This is a genomic window from Burkholderia perseverans (genome assembly GCF_022870505.1).
GTDB classification, from domain to species: domain Bacteria; phylum Pseudomonadota; class Gammaproteobacteria; order Burkholderiales; family Burkholderiaceae; genus Burkholderia; species Burkholderia plantarii.
The window spans coordinates 1,527,346-1,548,775 of the sequence record NZ_CP045094.1; the positions used below are offsets into that span (position 1 = coordinate 1,527,346).

Below are 21,430 nucleotides of genomic sequence, written 5' to 3' on the forward strand. Positions count from 1 at the left end.
GGGGTGGGAGTGCTAGGGCAAGAGCCGCTGCAAGACCGGATGCCACACCGTCCGCCCGTCCGCTTGCGCGGGGCGGGCGGACGGGCCGGTTCGACGTGACGCGGCGGCGGGGCCGCCCGCGTTCAGGCGGTGCCCTTCACCGCGCGCGGCAGTTCCACCGCGAACACCGTCTGCCCCGCGCCTTCCGACAGCGCGCGCACCGAACCGCGATGCATCTGGACCACCTTCTGCACGATGTGCAGGCCGAGCCCGAGGCCGTCGCGCGGCTGCTTCATGGCCGCGCCCGGCACGAACGCCTCGAACAGATGGGGCAGGACGGCCGGCGGGATCGCGCCGTGGTTGCTGACCTTGAGGCGCACCTGGTGGGGCGACTCGCCGTCGACGTCGACCACGATCGTGCCGCTCGGCTCGCCGTGATGCAGCGCGTTGCTGACGAGGTTCGATACCGCCTGCCAGAGCAGGTCCGCGTCCCACTCGCCGTGGGTGTCGCCGCGCGCGGCCACGGCGATGCGCTCGCTGCCGGCGGTGCCGCCGAATTCGTCGACCACCGCGCGGCACAGCGTGGCCAGCTCCACCTGCCGCGTCTGCAGCCGCAGCCGCCCGCCCTGCAGCCGCGCGAGATTGAGCAGCTGATGCACCATCCGCGCCATGCGCAGCGAGCTGCTCTTGATGCGCGCGGCCACCGCCGCGGTCTGCGTGCCGGACGGATCGCGCATCAGGTACTCGGCGGAGGCCAGCACCGCGCCGAGCGGCGTGCGCAGGTCGTGGCCGAGCACCGCCATCAGCATCTCGTTGGCTTCGAGCAGCTGCCGCGTGGTCTGCAGCTGCTCGGCAACCAGGCGCTTGTGCTGTTCGAGCTGGACGAACACGTCCACCTTCGAACGCAGGATCATCGGATCGACGGGCTTGTAGAGGAAATCCACCGCACCGGCCTCGTAGCCGCGGAAGGTGCGCGAGGCATCCTCGGCGGTGGCGGTGAGGAAGATGATCGGCACGTGCGAGGTGCGCGGGCTGCCGCGCATCAGCGAGGCGAGTTCGAAGCCGTTCATCACCGGCATGTTGACGTCGAGGATGGCGAGCGCGACCTCGTGCTTGAGCAGCAGGTCGAGCGCCGCCGTGCCCGAGTTGGCCACCAGCAGTTCGACGTCGTGGCGCGCCAGCAGCGCCTGCAACGCGGTGATGTTGTGGACGACGTCGTCGACGATGAGGATGTTGACTGAGGTCATGGCATGAATCAGGAGAAAACCGGCAAGTCCGCGAGCCGGCGGGCCATCGCGGCGGGGGAAAGCACTTCGTCGGCGGCGTGGTGTTCGATCGCCGTGCGCGGCATGACCGGCGAGGCCGCCGAATCGGGCGCCTGCACCCAGGCCGTGCCGCCCTGCGCGCGCAGCGCCTCGAGGCCGGCGGTGCCGTCGTCGTTGGCGCCCGACAGCAGGATGCCGAGCAGCCGCTCGCGGTAGGCATGGGCGGCCGATTCGAACAGCACGTCGATCGACGGCCGCGAGAACCGCACCTGCGCGTCGATCGACAGCGCCACGGTGCGATCGTCGTCCACCAGCATGTGATAGGCGGGCGGCGCGACGTAGACATGGGCCGGCCGCAGCGGCTCGCCGGCATCGGGCTCGACGACGGGCAGCGCGCAGCGGCCGGTGAAGGTCTGCACCAGATGGCTCGGCGAATCGGCCGGCAGGTGCGTGACGATCAGCACGACCGCGCCGAAGCCGGCCGGCAGCGCGGGCAGCAGCACGTTCAGCACCTCGATGCCGCCCGCGGACGCGCCGATCACCACCGCCTCGAAAGCGCGCGCGCCGGCCGGCCCGGACGGGCGCTCCGTGGCGGCGGGCGACGGCGGGCGGTTCATGTGCGGCTCCGGGCGGCGCCCGAGGGCGGGCAAGGCGTGAGGGACGGGGCCATGGTGCCTAGCGTTTCTGGTAGATGCGTTCGCGTTCGCGGAACTCGCCGAACGCCTCTTGCTGCGCGGAGAAGCGCAGGCTTTCCTTGCTGCCGAGCCCGAGGAAGCCGCGCCGCACCAGGGTTCGCTCGAACAGCGCGAGCGCGCGATCCTGCAGCGCGCGGTCGAAGTAGATCAGCACGTTGCGGCACGACACCAGATGCGCTTCGAGGAACACCTCGTCGGTCGACAGGCTGTGATCGGCGAACACCACGCGCTCGCGCAGCGAGCCGGTGAAGCGCGCGCCGCCGTAGGCCGCGTGATAGTAGTCGGACAGCGAGCGCTTGCCGCCGGCGGCCAGATAGTTGCGCGTGAATCCGGCGATCCGGTCCAGCGTGTAGATGCCCGCCTCGGCGCGCGCGAGCGCATCGGGGCTGATGTCGGTGGCATAGAACAGCGTGCGCTCGGTCAGCCCTTCCTCGTCGAACAGGATCTTCAGCGACCACAGCTCCTCGCCGGTGCTGCAGCCGGCCACCCAGACCTTGATCGACGGATAGGTCCTGAGCAGCGGCAGCACGTGCTCGCGCAGCGCGAGGAAGTAGGGCGGGTCGCGAAACATGTCGCTGACCTGCACCGTCAGGTACTGGAACAGCCGCGTGAACTCGGTCTCGTCGCGCAGGATCCGGTCCTGCAGCTGCGAGAGCGTGGGCAGGCCGAACTCGGCCAGCGCCTGGCTCAGGCGGCGGCGCAGCGAGGACGGCGCGTAGTGGCGGAAATCGTGCTGGTACTTCTGGTAGATCGCCTCGAGCAGCAGCTTCAGCTCGATATCGAAATCGGCCGTGTGCCGCGACGGGGCGAGGGGCGGGTGGGATTGCATGCGGTGCCTTATTGCATCAGCGCTGCCGGAACCAGACGCGGCACAGCGACAGCAGCCGGTCGACGTCGATCGGCTTCGAGATGTAGTCGTCCGCGCCGGCCTCGAGGCAGCGCACGCGGTCGTGCGCCATCGCCTTGGCGGTCAGCGCGATGATCGGCAGGTGCGCGAAGCGCGGATTGCGGCGGATTTCGGCGGTGGCGGTCAGGCCGTCCATCTCCGGCATCATCACGTCCATCAGCACCAGGTCGACGTCCTCGCCGCGCTCGAGCACGTCGAGCGCCTCGCGGCCGTTGCGCGCGATCAGCAGCTTCGCGCCGAGCGGCTCGATCACGTGCGAGAGCGCGAAGATGTTGCGCGCGTCGTCCTCGGCCAGCAGGATCGCGCGGCCCTCGAACGCGTTGTCGCGCTGGCGCACCGTGCGCAGCATGCGCTGCTGCTCGGGCGCGAGCGAGGATTCGACGCTGTGCAGGAACAGCGTGACCTCGTCGAGCAGCCGCTCGGGCGATTTCGCGCCCTTGATGATGATCGACTTCGAGTAGCGGCGCAGCCGGTGTTCCTCGTCGGCCGACAGCATGCGGCCGGTGTAGACGATCACCGGCAGCGCCGGGCGCGCGGCGTCGGCGGCGAGCCGTTCGAGCAGGTCGTAGCCGGTGCCGTCGGGCAGCGCGAGGTCGGTCACCACGCAGTCGAAGCCGCCCTGCGCGAGCTGTTCGAGCGCGCTCGCGAGCGTGGCCACCGCGACGATCTCGGTGGTCTCGCCTTCCAGCAGCACGCGGATGCTCTCGCGCATCGCGGTGTCGTCCTCGATCACGAGCACGCGCTTGACGTGCTGCTGCAGGCGTCCTTCGAGGCGCCGGATCGCGGTTTCGAGCGTCGAACGCGCGGTGGGCTTGAGCGTGTAGCCGACCGCGCCGAGGTGCAGCGCCTTCTCGGTATGGTCGGTGGCCGCCACGATGTGGATCGGGATGTGGCGCGTGAGCGTGTCGTTCTTGAGCCATTCGAGCACGGTCAGGCCCGAGCGGTCGGGCAGGCCGATGTCGAGCAGCACGGCGGTCGGCTGCATGTCGCGCACCAGCGCGATGCCCGAGGTGCCGTCGCTGGCGTGGACGAAATCGAAGTCGAGTTCATGCACCAGATCGCGCAGGATCGCGGCAAACACCGGATCGTCCTCGATCGCGAGGATCAGGCGGTGCGGGCGCTGGCGCGCGTCGCGGTCGTCGGCGATCGGCGCGGCGCCGCGGCTCTCGACGTCGTTCGCGGCGCGCTGCGGGGCGGCCGGCGCATGAGGCGCATGCGCCGCGTGCGCGGCATGCGGCGCCGGCGTGACGTAGCTGGCGCGCGGTTCCGCGCTGGCGGCGGGCACCGGCGGCGCGGCCATGTCGACCGGCGCGACCGTCACGGTGGCCTGGCTCGGCGCCACCGCGAACACCGGGTCGAGCGGCAGCCACAGCGTAAACACGCTGCCCTTGCCCGGTTCGCTCGCCACGCCGATGCGGCCGCCCAGCAGTCGCGCGAACTCGCGCGAGATCGACAGGCCCAGGCCGCTGCCGCCGTATTGCCGGCTGGTCGAGCCGTCGGCCTGCTGGAACGCCTCGAAGATCAGTTCGAGCTTGTCGGGCGCGATGCCGATGCCGGAGTCGCGCACGTCGAGGCGCACCATGCCCGCGTCGTCGGCCGAGATGGTCAGCGACACTTCGCCGTGCTCGGTGAACTTCAGCGCGTTCGACAGCAGGTTGCGCAGGATCTGCGCCACGCGCTGGCTGTCGCTGACGAGCGTGGCGGGCGTGCCCGGCGTGCGTTCGAGCGTGAGCGCGAGCCCCTTGGAGGCCGCCATCGGCTCGAAGGTCTCGCGCAGCGACTGCATCAGCGCTTCCAGCGAGACCGTCTCGGGCTCGATCGTGATCTGGCCGGCCTCGACCTTCGACAGGTCGAGGATGTCGTTGATCAGCACCAGCAGGTCGCTGTTCGAGGCGTGGATCGTCTCGGCGTAGCGCACCTGCTCGTCGGTCAGGTTGCCGGCGCGGTTCTCCTGCAGCAGCCGCGCGAGGATCAGCGAGCTGTTGAGCGGCGTGCGCAGCTCGTGGGACATGTTGGCGAGGAACTCGGACTTGTAGCGGCTCGACTGTTCGAGGCGCGCGGCGTTGGCCGACAGCGCCTCCTGCGCCGTGACGAGCTCGGCCTTCTGCCGTTCGAGCCGCTGCGCGTATTGCTCGAGCTGCACGTTGGTCTGTTCGAGCTCGGCCTGCTGTTCCTCGAGCCGCGCCTGCGAATCGGTCAGCGCGCGGCCGCGCTCCTCGAGCCCTTCGTTCGAGACGCGCAGTTCCTCCTGCTGCACCTGCAGTTCCTCGTTGAGCTGCTGGGTTTCGGCGAGCGTCTCCTGCAGGCGTTCGCGATACTGCGCCGCCGCGAGGAAGTCGCCCATGCTGGTCGCGATCAGCTGCAGCAGTTCGAGGTCGCGCGGCTCGATCTCGCGCATGAAGGCCAGCTCGACCACGCCGTTGACGGCGTCATCGTTGAGGATCGGCAGCACCACGATGCCGCGCGGCAGGCTCGCGCCGAGCCCCGAGCTGACCGTCAGGTAGGTGTCGGGCACGTCGCGCAGCACGATCGTGCGGCGCGAGGCGGCCGCCTGGCCGACCAGGCTTTCGGGCTCGCGAAAGTTGCGGCCCGCGCTCTGGTGTTCGTGGTTGAAGCCGTGCGCCGCCACGCGGCACAGCTCGCCGGTGGTGGCGGCGCGCACGTAGACGGCCGACACCACCACGTCGAGATACTGCGCGAGGAAATCGAGCATCGCGAGGCCGACCAGCGCCGTGCTGCCCTGGCCGACCACCTTCTCGGCCAGCAGGCGCTGGCCCGAGCGCAGCCACACCTGCTGCTGCAGCACCTCGGTCTGTTCGGCCTGCTGGCGCAGCACGCCGTCGTAGGTGCGCGACAGGTCGAGCAGTTCGCGGCGTCCGCGCCACGCGAGCACGCCGCTGACCAGCACGCTGAACAGCAGGAAGATGCCGACCAGCGTCGAGGTCAGGCTCTTCGCGGCGGCGCTGCGCTGCTGGCGCAATGCCAGCTCGACGTCGAGGAACGAGCCGAACTCGCGGCGCGTCTCGTCGAATTCGAGCTTGCCGCGGCCGGCCTGCACGGGGGCGCGGTAGTCGAGGTTCCTGCGCCGCAGATCGATGATTTCACCCGAGTAGCGGTTCCAGCGCTCCTGGATCGCCTGGATCCGCCGCAGCGCCTCGACCTGGGGCGGGTTGTCGGCCACCAGCGTCATCAGCGATTCGATCTCGGCGTGAAAGCGCGCGTCGTCGAGTTCGTAGGGGGAAAGAAAGCTTTCGTCGCCGGTGATCAGGTAGCCGCGCAGCGACGATTCCCGTTCCACCGCGAGGCGCAGCATTTCGTTGGCGTCGCCGATCACGCGCTCGGAATGCTCGACCCAGCTCATGGTCGAGACCAGATAGAACACCAGCGCGATGAACACGCCGGCCGTCACGATGCCCATGCCCAGCGGCAGGGCGATGTTGCGCTGGATGATGCGTCGGAACGCGGTCTGATCGACTGCAGCGGTGGCGGTCATTTTTTCCGTTTGCGTGGCGTGGTTCGAATCCCGGGCGGTATTTTTGACGAATCGACGGGGTCGACGCATGACCGGGAGGCCCCTGGCACCGGGGGCCCCACATACTACTGCGGCAGGCTCGGCCAGCGCTAGTTGATGCGCTGCGTGAAGGCCGGGTTTTGCGGCCCGCGAGGCCGGCGCGATGGCGTGGCGAAGCGGCGATGGTGCGCCGCGGTGCCGGGCTGGGGCGGTTCATGTCCCCCGGTACGGGCGTCGTCTTCGGCCCGTGGCGCGAGCCGCCGCGTCCCCGACGGGCCGGAGCCGATGGCGACGATACGCTAGACTCTCCCCGATCCGCTCACGCCGCCATCCCTCCCGATCCATGATCCACCCCGTTGACCCCGCCGATTCCCTCGATCCCGCCGACGACCAGGACGAACTGAACCAGGCGTTCGGGCGTCGCGTGCGCGCGCTGCGCGAGCGGGCCGAGCTGACGCTCGAGGCGCTGGCGGTCCGGTCCGGCGTGAGCCGCGCGATGCTCTCGAAGGTCGAGCGCGGCGAGAAGAGCCCCACCATCGGCGTCGCGAAGCGGATCGCGCATGCGCTTCAGACCACGCTCAGTTTCCTCACCGGCGGCGTCGAGGACCGGCAGGCCGTGGTGGTCGTGCGGCACGACCAGCGCCATGTGTTTCGCGACGGCGAGACGGGCTTCGAGCGCCACATCCTGTCGCCGTCGATGGCCGGCGGCGCGGTCGAGCTGCTGCTGCACCGGCTGCCGGCCGGCGTGTCCACGGGCATGATGCCCGCCTACCGCAGCGGCACCGAGAAGCTCGTCACCGTGGCGCAAGGCGAGCTGGTGGTCGAACTGCCCGATCGGGAGATCGCGCTGTCGGCGGGCGATACGCTGTTCTTCGAGGCGCAGCAGGAGCATGCGTTCAGCAATCGCTCGCGCAAGCCCTGCGCCTACTACCTCGTCATTTCCCGCCGCGACGACAGGTAAGCCCGCACCCTCGGCCCGATCGTGCCCGGCGTGTCATTGGTCGTTGACGTTCTACTATCGAAGATATATTCTCAAATTAACGCAGCCCCGGACACGAGCCGCGCTGCGCGTGTTCCGCCATCCCGTCCGGCCGCCGCGCCGGGCAGCCGGCTTCCGTTTCCCTGTATGACAACCAGTCAGGAGTGCAGATCGAACATGGACCATCCCGACTTCGACGTGGCGCAGCTGGGTCTCAAGCTGGCCAACCTGCGGATCGACGGCGCCACCGCGCTGGGCGCCGAGCTCGACGGCCGGATCGTGAATCTCGCGCTGGCCGGCGCGCGGCTGCAGTTGCCGGTGCCGCGCGACATGGACGAACTGCTGCAGCAGCAGCGGGGCGCCGAGGTCGCGGCGCTGGTGGCGCGCCTGCGGCGCGAGGGCGGCGCCGGGGCGTTCGAGGTGGCGCAGGCGGCGTTCGCGCCGCTCGTGACGCGGCCGCAGAAGATTCTCTGCGTCGGCTTCAACTACCAGGCCCATGCCGCCGAGACGCAAACCGCGCTGCCGAAGGCACCGCCGCTGTTCGGCAAGTTCGCCAACGCGCTCAACCATCACGACGGCGTGGTGGAACTCCCCACGCACGTGGACCACGCCTTCGACTACGAGACCGAACTCGTGATCGTGTTCGGGCGGCGCTGCCGGAATCTGTCGACGGCCGACGCGCTGTCCGCGGTGGCCGGCTACGCGATCGGCAACGACCTCAGCGCGCGGACGCTGCAGAACCTCACGACGCAGTTCATGGCCGGCAAGACCTCGGACGGCTTCGCGCCGCTGGGGCCGTGGCTCGTGCCGCGCGGCCTGATCGCCATGCCGGACGACCTGCGGCTGCGGACCTGGCTCAACGGCGAGCTCCGGCAGGACGGCAGCACGCGCGACATGATCTTCGATTGCCGCGAGCTGATCCGCTACGTCAGCAGCATCATGACGATCGAGCCCGGCGACGTGCTGTTCACCGGCACGCCGCCCGGCGTGATCTGGGGCCAGCCCGGGCCGATCGAGACGCGCCGCTGGCTGCGCGCCGGCGACACGGTGGTGTCCGCGATCGACGGGCTCGGCGAGCTGGCCGTCCATCTGCGCTGATCGGGAAGACAGGAAGAGGAGAGACGATCATGAACCATGACGCGACCATCGAGCGGCTCTACGTGCTCGACGGCGGCATCGCGCGCGTCGACGACGCGTCGATCTATTCGCCCGGCATCAACGTCGGCAAGCCGATGACGCTGAGCTGCAACGCCTACCTGATCCGCCATCGCGGGCAGTGGATGCTGTGGGACACGGGCACCCAGGACGACCTGATCGACGAGCCGGCGGGCCGCGTCATCGCCCACGGCATCCGCGGCACGGTGAGCCGGACGATCGCCTCGCAGCTGGCCGGGATCGGCGTCGATCCCGACGATATCGGCACGCTGGCGCTCTCGCACGCGCACTACGATCACGCCGGCAACTGCCGCCTGTTCCGGCGGGCCGAATGGGTCGTGCAGCAGGCCGAATACGACGCGATGTTCGGCGATGATCCCGGTGCGTTCGGCTTTCGCCCCGAGCTGTACGAATCGCTGCGCGGCAACCGGCTGCGCCTGATCGAGGGCGATCACGACGTGTTCGGCGACGGCGCGGTGCGCATCGTCTTCACGCCGGGCCATACGCCGGGCCATTGTTCGCTGCTGTTGAACCTGCCCGAGACGGGGCGCGTCGTGTTGAGCGGCGACGTCGCGCACAACCGCACCAATTTCCGCTGCCGCTGCGTGCCGGCCTTCAACGCCGATGCGCTGCGCTCGGTGGCGTCGATGGACCGCATCGACGCGCTGCTGGAAGCCGAGGGCGCGCGCCTGTTCGTCAATCACGACGTCGAGCAGAACGCCACCGTGCCGCACGCCCCGGCCTGGCTGGCGTGACCGGCGCGATCACGCAATGAAGCCACGGCGCAGTGCGGCAGGGAAGTAGGAGAGTAGGGCGAGCGCCGCTCAGGCCGGCGGCACGCCCGCGCTCGACTGCGCGCTGGCGTCGAGCCGCAGCACCGCGTCGCGCTTGTCGAGCAGGTGCCGGCGCAGGATCGCCGCGAGGCGCCGGCCGTCGCGCGCCTCGAGCGCCTCGATCATCTCGCCGTGGTCGTCCACGGCGCGATCCAGTTTCGCCGCCTCGAAGTTGGAGCGGAACCGCAGCGCCTGCAGCCGGCGGTTGATCGCGACATAGGTCTGGCGCAGCGCGGTGTTGCGCGCGGCGAGATTGATGCAGTCGTGGATCGCGCGGTTGCGGCTGTAATAGCCGGCCAGATCGTGCTGCGCCCGGCAGGCGAGCATCGCGTAGTGCAGCGCCTTGATCTCGTCCACCTCGGCCTCGGTGATGCGCTCGCACGCCAGCTCGCCCGAGAACGCCTCGAGCCCGCTCATCAGCTCGAAGGTCTCGCGGATTTCCGCCTCGCTCATCTTCGACACCGACGCGCCGCGGTTCGGCGCGATGTCGACCAGCCCCTCCGATTCGAGCACCTTCAGCGCCTCGCGCAGCGGGGTGCGCGAGATGCCGAGCATCTCGCAGATCTCGCGTTCGTTGAGCTTCTGTCCCGGCTCGAGCGCGCCTTCGACGATGAAATTGCGCAGATGCTCGACCACGGTGTCGTGCAGGCGCTGTCGTTCGACGGGCGGGAGAACGGTTTTCGGTACGGAGTCAGTCAGCTTATTTTGCATACAAAAAACTTGTGGCAATCTGGTGGTGATTTTACATGAGCCGATGACCGCAAAAAATCCGCCGAATCCCGAGGGTAAACCACATGCGCACAGTAGTTGTCGGGCGGCCATCGAGAAGAATATAGTTTTTTGCATGCAAAATTCAAAAGGAGAGCAAGCATGCTGAAGCTGGACTTCCATCCCTCGGGCCGCCACTTCCTGCAGATCCCCGGGCCGAGCCCGGTGCCCGACCGCATCCTGCGGGCGATGAGCTACCCGACCATCGACCATCGCGGGCCGGAGTTCGGCGCGCTCGGCCTGAAGGTGCTCGACGGCATCAAGGCGATCTTCAAGACGCGCCAGCCGGTCATCATCTATCCCGCCTCGGGCACCGGCGCGTGGGAAGCCGCGCTCGCCAACACGCTGAGCCCCGGCGACACGGTGCTGATGTACGAGACCGGCCAGTTCGCGACGCTGTGGAAGCGGATGGCCGAGAACCTGGGCCTCAAGCCCGAGTTCCTGGGCCGCGACGGCGACGACAGCTGGCGCCACGGCGTCGATGCGAACCGGATCGAGGCGCGCCTGCGCGACGACGCCGAGCACCGCATCAAGGCCGTCTGTGTGGTCCATAACGAAACCTCCACCGGCGTGACCTCGAACATCGCGGCGGTGCGCGCGGCGATCGACGCGGCCGGCCACCCGGCGCTGCTGCTGGTCGACACCATCTCGGGGCTTGCGAGCGCGGACTACCGCCACGACGAGTGGGGCGTGGACGTGACCGTGTCCGGTTCGCAGAAGGGGCTGATGCTGCCGCCGGGGATCAGCTTCAACGCCGTGTCGCCGAAGGCGCTGGCCGCCAGCGCGAATGCGAAGCTGCCGCGCAGCTTCTGGGGCTGGGCGGAAATCATCGAGATGAACAAGGGTGGCTACTGGCCGTACACGCCGAACACGAACCTGCTGTACGGGCTCTCCGAGGCGCTGGAGATGCTGGCCGAGGAGGGGCTCGACAACGTGTTCGCGCGCCACCTGCGGCTGGCCGAGGCGAGCCGCCGTGCGGTGCGGGCCTGGGGCCTGGAGATCCAGTGCGCGGACCCGGCCGTCTACAGCCCGGTGCTGACCGGCGTGCGCATGCCCGAGGGCGTCGATGCCGACGCGGTGCGCAAGCTCATCTACGAACGCTTCGACATGTCGCTCGGCGCCGGGCTCGGCAAGCTGAAGGGCCGCATGTTCCGGATCGGCCACCTCGGCGACTGCAACGACCTGACGCTGATGGCCACGCTGGCCGGCTGCGAGATGGGGCTGCGCATCGCGGGCGTGCCGCTCGCGGGCAGCGGCCTGCCCGCCGCGATGGACTACCTGGCCACCCAGGCGGTGCGCGAACCGCTGCAGGCCGCGGCCTGAACTGAACGAGAGGCCGCCGGGCGGGGCGGGCGAGGGCCGTCGGGGACGGCAGCGCCCCGCGCGGCGGCGAGGTGATCGAAAACGACGGCGCGCCATGACGCCAGCAAGGGAGGTCTGCCCACGCGCGAGGAACGCGGGGCAAGCAGTAACACTGCGGCAACCCACATTCCAATTCGGGAGACTCACATGAAACGGTATCGATTGACGAGCGCGACCAACGTCGTGCTCGTCATGCTGTGCGTCATGTATTTGATCACCTACCTCGATCGCGTCAACGTCAGCACGGCGGCGGTCGGCTTCGGCAAGGAGTTCGGCCTGTCCCACACCGAGATCGGCCTGGTGTTCTCGGCGTTCGCCTATCCGTACCTGGTGTTCCAGATCATCGGCGGCTGGGTCAGCGACCGGTTCGGCGCGCGCAAGACGCTGCTGTTCTGCGGCGCCGTCTGGGGCGTGGCGACGGTGCTGACCGGCATGGCGGGCGGGCTCGTCTCGCTGCTCGCCGCGCGCCTGCTGCTCGGCTTCGGCGAGGGCGCCACGTTCCCGGCCGCCACCGCCGCGATGACGCGCTGGGTGCCGAAGGACCAGCGCGGCTTCGCGCAGGGCATCACGCACGCCGCCTCGCGGGTCGGCAACGCTTTGGCGCCGGCCGCCGTGGTGGCGGTGATGGCCAGCTTCGGCTGGCGCGCGGCGTTCTATCTGTGCGGCGCGCTGAGCCTGTGCTGGGTGCTCGGCTGGTGGTTCACGTATACCGAGCAGCCGCGCGACCATCCGCGCATCACCGAGGCCGAGCTGGCCACGCTGCCGGCGCCGAAGCCGCGCGCCACGGGCCTGCGCTGGGGCGCGCTGGCGCGGCGCATGCTGCCGGTGACGGTCGTCTACTTCTGCTACGGCTGGACCCTGTGGCTGTTCCTGAGCTGGATTCCGCAGTTCTTCCTGCACTACTACCACATGAACCTGCAGAAGTCGGCGCTGTTCTCGTCGGTGGTGTTCTTCGCCGGCGTGATCGGCGACACGGCGGGCGGCATCGTCACCGACCGCATCCTGCGTCGCACCGGCAGCCTGGCGCGCGCGCGCAGCACGATGGTGTCGATCTGCATGCTCTGCACGCTGCTGGCGCTGGTGCCGCTCGCGTTCGTCCACGAGGTGTATGCGGCGATGGGCTGCCTCGCGCTCGGCTTCTTCTTCGCGGAGATGACGATCGGGCCGATGTGGGCGATCCCGATGGACATCGCGCCGGAGTTCTCGGGCACCGCCAGCGGCATCATGAACACCGGCTCGGCGGCGGCGGCGATCGTCTCGCCCGTGATCGGCGGCGTGCTGATCGACCGCTTCGGCAGCTGGCAGCTGCCGTTCTACGGCAGCATGCTGCTGATGGCGATCGGCGTGGTCTGCGCGTTCCGCATGCATCCGGAGCGGCGCTTCGAGAACGCCGTTCCCGATCCGGCGGGGGCGTCGCACCAGGGGGTCTAGGGGTCGGAGGGCGCCGCGCGAGGGCGCGCCTGAGCCGGGGGGCGGCCAGTCGGCCGCTCGCTCGTCGGTACCGAACCCGGAAAACGAAAAAGGGTTACACGCCGCAGGCGTGTAACCCTTCAATCTCGTGGTCGGAGCGATAGGATTCGAACCTACGACCCTCTGATCCCAAATCAGATGCGCTACCAGGCTGCGCTACGCTCCGACGAGCCAGAGATTGTGCCCCATCGCCACACTTGGGTCAATCCCTCGTATAGATGTCATCGAGTCCGCGTTAGGATGTTCGTTCCGAGCATCGTCGAACGAGGGCTATCCGGATGCATCTGATTCTGTGGCGCCATGCCGAAGCCGAGGATTACGCCGCGAGCGATCTCGCCCGCCAGCTCACCGCGCGGGGCCGCCGCGACGCGCAGGCGGTCGCCAAATGGCTCAGGCTGCGCCTCGAGAGCAGCGCGGTGATCCTGGCGAGTCCCGCCGCGCGCACCGTGCAGACCGTCGAGGCGCTGACCGACCAGTACCGCACCGTGCGCGAACTCGCGCCGGGCGGCGGCGTGGCCGAGGTGCTCGCCGCCGCGGGCTGGCCAGACGGCATCGCGCCGACGGTGGTGGTGGTGGGCCATCAGCCGACACTGGGCGAAGTGGCCGCGCGGCTCCTGGCCGGCAGCGATCAGGGCTGGTCGCTGAAGAAAGGCGGCCTGATCTGGCTGCAGAGCCGGTCCCGCGAAGGCGGCGAACAGGCCACGCTGAGAGCGGCAATTTCGCCTGATCTGGTCTGAGTGGGGCACGATCGTATCTTTCTTCCGACTTTCTGCTAAAGTCAGTTGGACGACATGTCACCGAACTGACACCGATTCGCCATCCAAGCGTCACGGCCGGTTACTACATTGGCGACCATGTCGTTCCCTTCCTTACGACCAGGAAAGCCTGATGCGAGATCTGCCGACGCCTACGCTCCCATTCGCTTCGCTGCCGCTCGACCAGTCGCGTCGCCGCCTGCCGCGCGCGGCTGAGACGGTCACCTCCGAGTTCCGCCTGCGCGCCGCGTGGGCGCGCACCGAGGACGAACTGCGTGAGGCGCAGCGCCTTCGCTACAGCGTATTCGCCGAGGAAATGGGCGCCGCCGTGAGCGGCCCCGCCGGCCTTGACGTCGATCCCTTCGATGCCTATTGCGATCACCTGCTGGTGCGCGACCTCGACACGCTGAAAGTGGTCGGCACCTACCGCGTGCTGCCGCCGCACCAGGCCGCCCGGATCGGCCGCCTGTACGCGGAAGGCGAGTTCGACCTGTCGCGCCTCGCGCACCTGCGATCGAAGATGGTCGAAGTGGGCCGCTCGTGCGTCCACCGCGACTACCGCAGCGGCGCCGTGATCATGGCCTTGTGGGGCGGCCTCGGCACCTACATGATGCAGAACGGCTACGAGACGATGCTCGGCTGCGCGAGCGTGTCGATGGCCGACGGCGGCCACTACTCGGCGAACCTCTACCAGTCGCTCGGCAATTCGCTGACGGCGCCCGAATACCACGCGTTCCCCCACACGGCGCTGCCGGTGGACGAGCTGCAGACGGGCACCAAGGTTGCGCCGCCGGCGCTGATCAAGGGCTATCTGCGCCTCGGCGCGAAGATCTGCGGCGCGCCTGCCTGGGATCCCGACTTCAACTGCGCGGACTTCCTGACGCTGTTCCGCCTGTCGGACATCAACGCGCGCTACGCCCGCCACTTCCTCGGCGAGCCGCTCGCAAGCTGAGTTGCCAGCCTGCCGGGGCGCTGACCCGGCCCGGCTCCCGCGAGTCATCCACCATGGCACGACGAGACGATCGTCGTGCCATGGTCGTTTACGGCGCGATCACGCCCGGCGCGGCTCGCGGCTCATGTTGTCCGTGGTGGCGACGCAACGCCGTGGGGCGCGATATCGCGACGTGGGATGACGCGGACCCGGCGCATGTGCCGGCAGCGATCAGTGCCGGCGTCGCCAGTCGCGCCGCGCGTAGTGGGCAGCGAGCCAACGATCAACGCGGCCGTTCGCCGGGATGGGTGCGCCGGTATTCGGGCGCTTCGAACACAGACGGCCCGATGACGATCAGCAGGCCGATACGGAGACCGGCCCGGCCGGCAATCGATTCGACGTTCGTGGCAGCGTCCCTGGAGCCGCTCGGCGCCATGCATTCGTGGCAGGCGATCCGCCGCATCGCCGCAGCCCGCCGAGGCGACTCGCGCGGCCGGTTTCGGCTAGACTCGCGGCTCGTGCGGCGCATCCGGCGCCGCGTCGCAGATCTTCCGAGGTGAGGGATGTTTCGTATCGTTCTGGCCGCGCTCGTCGCGGCAACGCTTGCCGGCTGCGTCGGCGATTCGGGCGCGGCGCGCCACCACGGCAAGCCGCCCCAGGACCCGGCCGACTATCAGGGCGTGCCGACCGACATGACGCCGCCGTCGATGCTCGGCGAGCCGGCCACCCCGGCGTTGCCGGCTTCGCAGTAAGCGCCTGCGCGGGCCGCTTCCGCGCGAGGCGGAGCGCCCGCGACCGGCCGGCATGGGCACGCGCTCGCGCCGACTGCGTCGAGTTTCAGGGCGGCGTCGGCATCCACGCTCACGTCCCCACGCCAGCTTCCACCACGCGCTTACGCCGCCTCGCCGCCGATGTGCCGCGACAGCGCCGGCACTTGGCTCGCCAGCGCCACGCCGCGCGCGATCATGAAGATCGCCATCGCGAGCCAGAGCCCGTGATTGCCGAGCGGCCCGGTCAGCGCGAAGGTCGCGGCGACGAACACGCCGAGCGACACGGCCATCGCCACCATCAGCCCGCGCGTCCGGGTGGCGCCGATGAACACGCCGTCGAGCAGGAACCCCCACACCGACACGAGCGGCATCACGGCCGCCCACGGCAGAAAGTGGCCGGCCGCCGCGCGGATCGCGGGCTGGTCGCTGAGCCGCGCGATGATCCAGTCGCCGCCGAGCGCATAAGCTGCGGAGAACGCGAGCGCGCAGCCGGCCGCCCATTGCAGCGTCACGCGCAGCGTCGCGCGGAACATCGCCCGGTCGCGGGCGCCGGCGGCCGCGCCGACCAGCGCCTCGGCCGCATGCGCGAAGCCGTCGAGCGCATAGGCCATGAACGCCTGGAAGTTGAGCAGCAGCGCGTTGGCGGCGAGCATCACGTCGCCTTGCCGCGCGCCCAGATGCGCGAACCAGCCGAACGCCGACAGCAGGCACAGCGTGCGCACGAAGATGTCGCGATTGAGCGCGACCAGCCGCTTCAGCGCGGCGCGGTCGAGGAACTGGCTCCAGGTCGGCCTGCCGAGCCCGCGATGGCGCCGCCGCATGAGCGCGAGCACGCCGAACCCGAAGCCGGCCAGATCGGCCGCCGCCGTGGCCGCGCCGATGCCGGCCACGCCGCCGTGGAAGCGGTAGACGAACAGCAGCACTGCGACGATGTTCACGAGGTTGATGAAGGCCTGCAGCGCCAGCGCGAGCCGCACGCGCTGCAGGCCGAGCAGGTAGCCGAGGATCGCGTAGTTGGCGAGCGCGAACGGCGCGGCCCAGATCCGCGCCAGCACGTAGTCGCGCGCGGTGGCGCGCACCGCCTCGCTGCCGCCGAGCAGCGTCAGCGCGATCGAGATCAGCGGGCCATGCAGCGCGAGCACGGCGAAGCCGAGCAGGCCGGCCAGCGCCAGCGCGCGCAGCACGTTGAGGCGGATGCCGGCATGGTCGCCAGCGCCGAACGCCTGCGCGACGAGCCCGGTCGTACCCATCCGCAGAAAGCCGAAGCTCCAGTAGACGAAGCCGAAGAACAGGCTGCCGAGCGCGACGCCGCCCAGCATCTGGGTGCCGTCGAGATGGCCGGCCACGGCCGTGTCGACGGCACCGAGGATCGGCTGCGTCAGGTTCGCGAGCACGATCGGCACGGCGAGGCCGAGCACCCGGCGGTGGCCGACGCCGGCGTGGCCGGGCGCGACCCCGGCGGATAACGCGGAAGGCGCCGACATCGCGCCGCCTACGCGCGTTCCTGCACGCAGATCCACGGCGACACGACCACGGCCCACAGCTCGGGCGTGCGTGCCGCGTAGTCCTGCGCGAGTTCGGCCGGCATGCGCGCCACGTGGCCGGCGGCGAGCCACTGCGTGACCTGCTCGGTGCGGTCCGCGGCGATTGCCTCGGCGACGCTGACCAGATCGAGGTCGCGCGCGACCGACAGCAGCTTGCCCTGCGCGAAGAAACGTTCGAGATCGCACCAGTCGATCTTCGCGGTTTCGCCGAGCAGTTGGGTATAGAGCGCGGACGGCGCCGCGCCGGCGGACGGTGGGTTCGATGAAGTCATGAGCTGACGTTGGGGGCAGGGCGCGGCCGCCGGAGCGTGCCGCCGTAATGATGGGCGTGGCGATGGACGAACGGCGGCGGGCGGTGTCGGCAGGCGTGCCGCTCGCGCGGTCTCGCACGGTATGTCGCAGCGCGTGATTCTAGCCGATCCGGCGCGGGCCGCCCGATCCGGCCGAAAATCGGGCGGGCGCGGAAGGGCGCGGGAGCACCGACCTCGCCAAACCGGTGGGCGTCCTGGCGGCGCTACGCGTCGCGCAGGGCGCGCCGGATGATCTTGCCGGTCGCCGTCATCGGCAGGCTCTCGACGAACGCGATCGCACGCGGATATTCGTGCGCGGCGAGTCGCACGCGCACGTGCTGCTGCAACTCGCGCGCGAGCGCGTCGCCAGCCTCGACGCCGGGCTGGACCACCACGAAGGCCTTGACGATCTCGGTGCGCGTCGCGTCCGGCACACCGACCACGGCCGCCATCCGCACGGCCGGGTGGCGCAGCAGGCAGTCCTCGATCGGGCCGGGGCCGATCCGGTAGCCGGCGCTCGTGATCACGTCGTCGTCGCGGCCGACGAAGCGGATGAAGCCGGCCGCGTCGGCCACGCCGCGGTCGCCGGTGAGCAGGTAGTCGCCGGCGAACTTCTCGCGCGTGGCGGCCGGGTTGCGCCAGTAGCCGAGGAACATCACCGGGTCCGGCGCGCGGATGCCGATGTTGCCCTCGACGCCGGCCGGCAGCGGCGCGCCCGAGGCATCGACGATCTCGACGCGATGGCCCGGCGCGGCCTTGCCGATCGCGCCCGCGCGCGGCGCGAACAACGCGCTGCACGAGGCCAGCACGACGTTGCATTCGGTCTGCCCGTAGAACTCGTTGATCGTCACGCCGAACACCTCGCGGCCCCATTCGAGCAGTTCGGTGCCGAGCGATTCGCCGCCGCTCGCCACCGATTCGAGCCGCAGCGCATGGCGCTCGCGCGGCCGCGCCACGCCGCGCATCAGCTTCAGCGCGGTGGGCGGCAGGAACGCGTGGCTGACCTGGTGGCGCGCCAGCAGCGCGAACGCGGCCTCGCCGTCGAACTTCCCGAAGCACCGCGCCACCACCGTCACGCCGTGATGCCAGGCCGGCAGCAGCACGTCGAGCAGGCCGCCGATCCAGGCCCAGTCGGCCGGCGTCCAGAACACGCGCGCGCGGCGCGGAAAGCCGTTCTGCGACATCTCCACGCCGGGCAGGTGGCCGAGCAGCACGCGGTGCGCGTGCAGCGCGCCCTTCGGCTTGCCGGTGGTGCCGGACGTGTAGATGATCACGGCCGGATCGTCTGCCAGCGTGTCGACCGGCGTGTAACGGTCGGATTCGGCGGCGAGCGCGGCCTCGAATGACAGGCAGCCGTCGGGCACGCCTTCGCTGTCGTCGCAGTCGATGCAATAGACCGTGCGCAGTGCCGGCAAGGCCGCGCGCAGCGGCGCGATCTTCGCGGCGCCGGCCCGATCGGTGACGAGCGCGGCGGCGCCGCTGTCGGCGAGGCGGAACTCGAGCGCGTCGGCGCCGAACAGCGCGAACAGCGGCACCGCGATCGCTCCGGCCTTGTAGGCGGCCAGATGCGCGACGGCGGTCTGCACGCCCTGCGCGATGAAGATGCCGACGCGGTCGCCGCGCGCCACGCCCAGCCGCGCGAAGCTGTTCGCGAGCCGGTTCGAGGCGGCCTTCAGCGCGTCGAACGTATGGCGCGTCACGCGGCTGTCCTCGCGCTCGTCTATCAGTGCGAGCCGGCCGCTGCCGTCGGCCCAGCGGTCGCAGACATCGACGCCGATGTTGTAGCGCTCGGGAATCCGCCACGAAAAGGCGGCGAGCAGGGAAGGGTAATCGTCGGCTTCGGGCAGCATCGGCGCTCCTGGCGAGAGTGTGGCGTCGCGAGTTCCGACGACATTACACCGGATCGTCACGGCTTTTGCACGATAGTCGTGTCGTGCAGCGGTCTGTTGCACCGTGTCTCGCGGCGGGTGGGCGCCGGGACGCGTACTATCGTGCGGTCAACGATTCGAAACGAAACATGCTCTGGCTTTGGATTGCCTCGGGGTTCAGCCTCATCGGCATCGGCGCCGTCGTGTTGTTCGCGACACGCGTCGATCCGTTGTCCGGCCGTGTCGGCGGCCGGTATCGCAAGCGCTGAACCGGCATCGTCCGCGTTTTCTTCAGCTCTGCCGGCCGCCAGGGCCGGCTGCGTTCCGGCGCCGTGGCCGCCGGTGCGCGTCTCAGCGCGCGGGCAGGTAGCGCGATGGATCGATCGACCGGCCGCCGTAGCGCAGCTCGAAATGCAGCGCGACGCGATCGTTGTCGGTGTCGCCCATCTCCGCGATCTTCTGGCCTTGCGTCACCGCCTGGCCTTCCTTCACGAGCAGCACGCGATTGTGCGCGTAGGCGGTCAGGTAATCCGCGTCGTGCTTGATGATCAGCAGGTTGCCGTAGCCGCGCAGCCCGTTGCCCGCGTACACCACCGTGCCCGCCGCCGCCGCGATCACCGGCGTGCCGGCCGTGTTCGCGATGTCGATGCCCTTCGAATTGCCGCCGTCGAAGCTGCGCACGACCGTGCCGGCCGCCGGCCAGATCAGCGAGATCGAGGTGGCCGGGCGCGCCGACGGCGCGGCCGCAGCTGCGGCCGGCGGCGGTGCGCTCGGCGCGGGGCCGCCGCCGCCCGTGGTGCGGATCGGCGCACTGCCCGAGGCGCCCGGCGGCACCACGCGCAGCACCTGGCCGACCTCGATCGCGTCGGGATTGGCGATCGAGTTCCAGCGCGCGAGGTTCGACACCGACTGGCGGTTCGAGCGGGCGATCTTCGACAGCGTGTCGCCGCGTTCGACGCGATAGAAGCCGGGGGCGACCGGCGCGGAGCCGCAGGCGGCCAGCACGGCGACGAGTGAAGCGACGACGAGCCGCCGGGTGGTCTTGACCAACATGGAACCTCGCAATGAAACCTCGCAGGGTGCCGCCGCGATGTCCACGGCAGCGGATGCAAAAACCCCGGATTTTACCGGGTTCGGCGCGGTGCCCGATATTTGGCCGTGGCGATCGGCAGCGGAGGTTTGCGTGACGCGGCGACGCGCGGGGGGGCGGCGCGATGTGGCGGCGGCGCGTGACGGGCGCAGCTGTGACGGGCTTGCGCCGGTCACCGAACCGCGGGAACCGTGCGCATCGGAAGCATCGCGGCCTGGAAGGCCGTGGGTCTTTTCGTGATGACGAGTGCTTTGGCGAGGCGCGGCGGTGCGGGGCGATTGATGTCGCGTTCCGCACCGCCGCGCTCACGGCGGGCAGCGGGGGGCGGGCGCTCAGTCCAGCGCCGTCACGCGGATCCGCAGCGCGGCCGTCTCGGTGGCGCCGGGCGCGAGCATGCGCAGGCCCAGGCCGTTGTGAATCGCGTCCGGCAGGCCGAGCCACGGCTCGACGCAATAGAAGTCCGATTCGGGCTTCTCGGTCCAGGTTGTTACCGTGTACCACGGGATCGAGCCGGGGCGGTTCAGGTCGATCTCGACGCGGCGCCCGCGCCCCGGCATCGTGATCCGCACCGGCTGCGCCGGCACGCCTTCGAGGCAGTGGAAACGGTCGTGGATGCGCGCCTCGTCGAGCGTGTAGCGCGGCTCGCCCGTCTCGGGCGCCGCGATCGAGCCGTCCGGCTGCTGGTAGCGGCGCTGCGTCGGCGGCAGCTCGATGGTGGTCTGCGCGCGCTCGTCGTGCGGCAGCGCGAAATAGAAGTGATGGCCCGCGTAATAGGGCAGCGGCGCGTCGCCGAGGTTGCGCGTGGTCAGTTCGACGTCGAGCGTGTTCGCGTCGGCGAACTGATAGCGCGCGTCGAAGCGGAACGTGAACGGGTAGGCGGCGAGCGTGGCCTCGCTGCTTTCGAGCGTCATGTCGATGCCGCGTCCGTCCGCATCGACGTGCGCCGCGAACGGCAGGTCGCGAGCGAAGCCGTGCATCGGCAGGTCGCGCACCGCGCCGGCCGCGTCGCGCCAGCGGCCGATCGTGTCGCCCACGCGATGGCGGCCGAGGAACGGGAACAGCAGCGGGTTGCCGCCGCGCACCTTGGCCGGCGCGCTCCAGTCGGCCTGCTCGGGCCAGAAGATGATCGGCTCGCCGCCGATGTCCCATGACAAAAGACGGCCGCCCGCCTGCGGGGCGATGCGCACGCGCGAGGCGCCGTCGACGAGTTCGATGATGTCCTGCTGCTGGAAGATGGGCATGAGGGGCCTTCGATCGG

Annotated in this window: 18 protein-coding genes and 1 tRNA gene; 8 read left to right on the plus strand and 11 right to left on the minus strand. The window is 70.1% G+C overall.

Annotated elements, in window-relative coordinates:
• Nucleotides 1–122 precede the first annotated feature (122 nt).
• The 4 genes from BpN12_RS21385 to BpN12_RS21400 are packed head-to-tail and all read right to left on the minus strand — an operon-like array spanning nt 123 to nt 6,339.
• Nucleotides 123–1,226, minus strand: coding sequence for a hybrid sensor histidine kinase/response regulator (locus BpN12_RS21385; RefSeq protein ID WP_246797445.1), 1,104 nt, complete (start codon nt 1,224–1,226; stop codon nt 123–125).
• An 8-nt stretch (nt 1,227–1,234) separates the two neighbouring features.
• On the minus strand, nt 1,235–1,861 hold the full coding sequence (locus BpN12_RS21390) for a chemotaxis protein CheB (RefSeq protein WP_246797446.1): 627 nt from the start codon (nt 1,859–1,861) through the stop codon (nt 1,235–1,237).
• Nucleotides 1,862–1,919: 58 nt separating this feature from the next.
• Nucleotides 1,920–2,768, minus strand: a complete 849-nt coding sequence (locus tag BpN12_RS21395) for a CheR family methyltransferase (protein ID WP_246797447.1) — start codon at nt 2,766–2,768, stop codon at nt 1,920–1,922.
• Nucleotides 2,769–2,784: 16 nt separating this feature from the next.
• On the minus strand, nt 2,785–6,339 hold the full coding sequence (locus BpN12_RS21400; protein WP_246797448.1) for a response regulator: 3,555 nt from the start codon (nt 6,337–6,339) through the stop codon (nt 2,785–2,787).
• A gap of 361 nt (nt 6,340–6,700) precedes the next feature.
• Between BpN12_RS21400 and BpN12_RS21405 the strand changes: the two genes are divergently transcribed.
• The 3 genes from BpN12_RS21405 to BpN12_RS21415 all read left to right on the plus strand — a co-directional run bounded on the left by BpN12_RS21405 (nt 6,701) and on the right by BpN12_RS21415 (nt 9,246).
• Nucleotides 6,701–7,318 (plus strand): helix-turn-helix domain-containing protein, encoded by a 618-nt coding sequence (locus BpN12_RS21405; RefSeq protein WP_246797449.1) that lies wholly within the window; start codon nt 6,701–6,703, stop codon nt 7,316–7,318.
• 195 nt (nt 7,319–7,513) lie between these two features.
• Nucleotides 7,514–8,434, plus strand: a complete 921-nt coding sequence (locus BpN12_RS21410) for a fumarylacetoacetate hydrolase family protein (RefSeq protein WP_246797450.1) — start codon at nt 7,514–7,516, stop codon at nt 8,432–8,434.
• Nucleotides 8,435–8,463: 29 nt separating this feature from the next.
• Complete coding sequence (locus BpN12_RS21415) at nt 8,464–9,246, plus strand: N-acyl homoserine lactonase family protein (protein ID WP_246797451.1); 783 nt, start codon at nt 8,464–8,466, stop codon at nt 9,244–9,246.
• A gap of 69 nt (nt 9,247–9,315) precedes the next feature.
• On the opposite strand, the gene BpN12_RS21420 is transcribed toward BpN12_RS21415, so the two are convergent.
• A complete protein-coding gene (locus BpN12_RS21420) occupies nt 9,316–10,035 on the minus strand; it encodes a GntR family transcriptional regulator (protein ID WP_246797452.1) in 720 nt (239 codons plus the stop codon).
• 159 nt (nt 10,036–10,194) lie between these two features.
• Here BpN12_RS21420 and BpN12_RS21425 point away from each other — a divergent pair, with 159 nt between their 5' ends.
• Together BpN12_RS21425 and BpN12_RS21430 are read left to right on the plus strand one after the other, a co-directional pair.
• The gene (locus BpN12_RS21425; protein ID WP_246797453.1) at nt 10,195–11,415 is read left to right on the plus strand and encodes a pyridoxal-phosphate-dependent aminotransferase family protein; all 1,221 of its coding nucleotides are present in this window, start codon (nt 10,195–10,197) and stop codon (nt 11,413–11,415) included.
• Nucleotides 11,416–11,601: 186 nt separating this feature from the next.
• Nucleotides 11,602–12,885 carry an MFS transporter gene (locus BpN12_RS21430; RefSeq protein ID WP_246797454.1) on the plus strand — a complete coding sequence of 428 codons (1,284 nt, stop codon included), beginning with the start codon at nt 11,602–11,604 and terminating at the stop codon, nt 12,883–12,885.
• Nucleotides 12,886–13,013: 128 nt separating this feature from the next.
• Here the strand turns inward: BpN12_RS21430 and BpN12_RS21435 are convergent.
• Nucleotides 13,014–13,090: transfer RNA gene (locus BpN12_RS21435), tRNA-Pro, on the minus strand.
• 112 nt (nt 13,091–13,202) lie between these two features.
• Here BpN12_RS21435 and BpN12_RS21440 point away from each other — a divergent pair.
• From BpN12_RS21440 to BpN12_RS21450, 3 genes are all read left to right on the plus strand, one after another.
• Nucleotides 13,203–13,661: a SixA phosphatase family protein gene (locus BpN12_RS21440; protein ID WP_246797455.1), complete on the plus strand. Its 459-nt coding sequence runs from the start codon at nt 13,203–13,205 to the stop codon at nt 13,659–13,661.
• A 151-nt stretch (nt 13,662–13,812) separates the two neighbouring features.
• Nucleotides 13,813–14,631: a GNAT family N-acetyltransferase gene (locus BpN12_RS21445; protein ID WP_246797456.1), complete on the plus strand. Its 819-nt coding sequence runs from the start codon at nt 13,813–13,815 to the stop codon at nt 14,629–14,631.
• Nucleotides 14,632–15,173: 542 nt separating this feature from the next.
• Nucleotides 15,174–15,362 carry a hypothetical protein gene (locus tag BpN12_RS21450; protein WP_246797457.1) on the plus strand — a complete coding sequence of 63 codons (189 nt, stop codon included), beginning with the start codon at nt 15,174–15,176 and terminating at the stop codon, nt 15,360–15,362.
• A 140-nt stretch (nt 15,363–15,502) separates the two neighbouring features.
• Here the strand turns inward: BpN12_RS21450 and BpN12_RS21455 are convergent, their stop codons facing one another.
• The 5 genes from BpN12_RS21455 to BpN12_RS21475 form a co-directional block, all read right to left on the minus strand.
• Entirely contained in the window at nt 15,503–16,864 is a 1,362-nt protein-coding gene (locus BpN12_RS21455) for an MATE family efflux transporter (RefSeq protein WP_246797458.1), read from the minus strand.
• Nucleotides 16,865–16,872: 8 nt separating this feature from the next.
• Nucleotides 16,873–17,196, minus strand: a complete 324-nt coding sequence (locus BpN12_RS21460) for a DUF2288 domain-containing protein (RefSeq protein ID WP_246797459.1) — start codon at nt 17,194–17,196, stop codon at nt 16,873–16,875.
• Nucleotides 17,197–17,438: 242 nt separating this feature from the next.
• Nucleotides 17,439–19,064 (minus strand): acyl-CoA synthetase, encoded by a 1,626-nt coding sequence (locus BpN12_RS21465; RefSeq protein WP_246797460.1) that lies wholly within the window; start codon nt 19,062–19,064, stop codon nt 17,439–17,441.
• A gap of 369 nt (nt 19,065–19,433) precedes the next feature.
• Nucleotides 19,434–20,135 (minus strand): peptidoglycan DD-metalloendopeptidase family protein, encoded by a 702-nt coding sequence (locus BpN12_RS21470; protein WP_246797461.1) that lies wholly within the window; start codon nt 20,133–20,135, stop codon nt 19,434–19,436.
• Between the two features lie 369 nt (nt 20,136–20,504).
• A complete protein-coding gene (locus tag BpN12_RS21475) occupies nt 20,505–21,413 on the minus strand; it encodes an aldose epimerase family protein (RefSeq protein WP_246797462.1) in 909 nt (302 codons plus the stop codon).
• Nucleotides 21,414–21,430 lie beyond the last annotated feature (17 nt).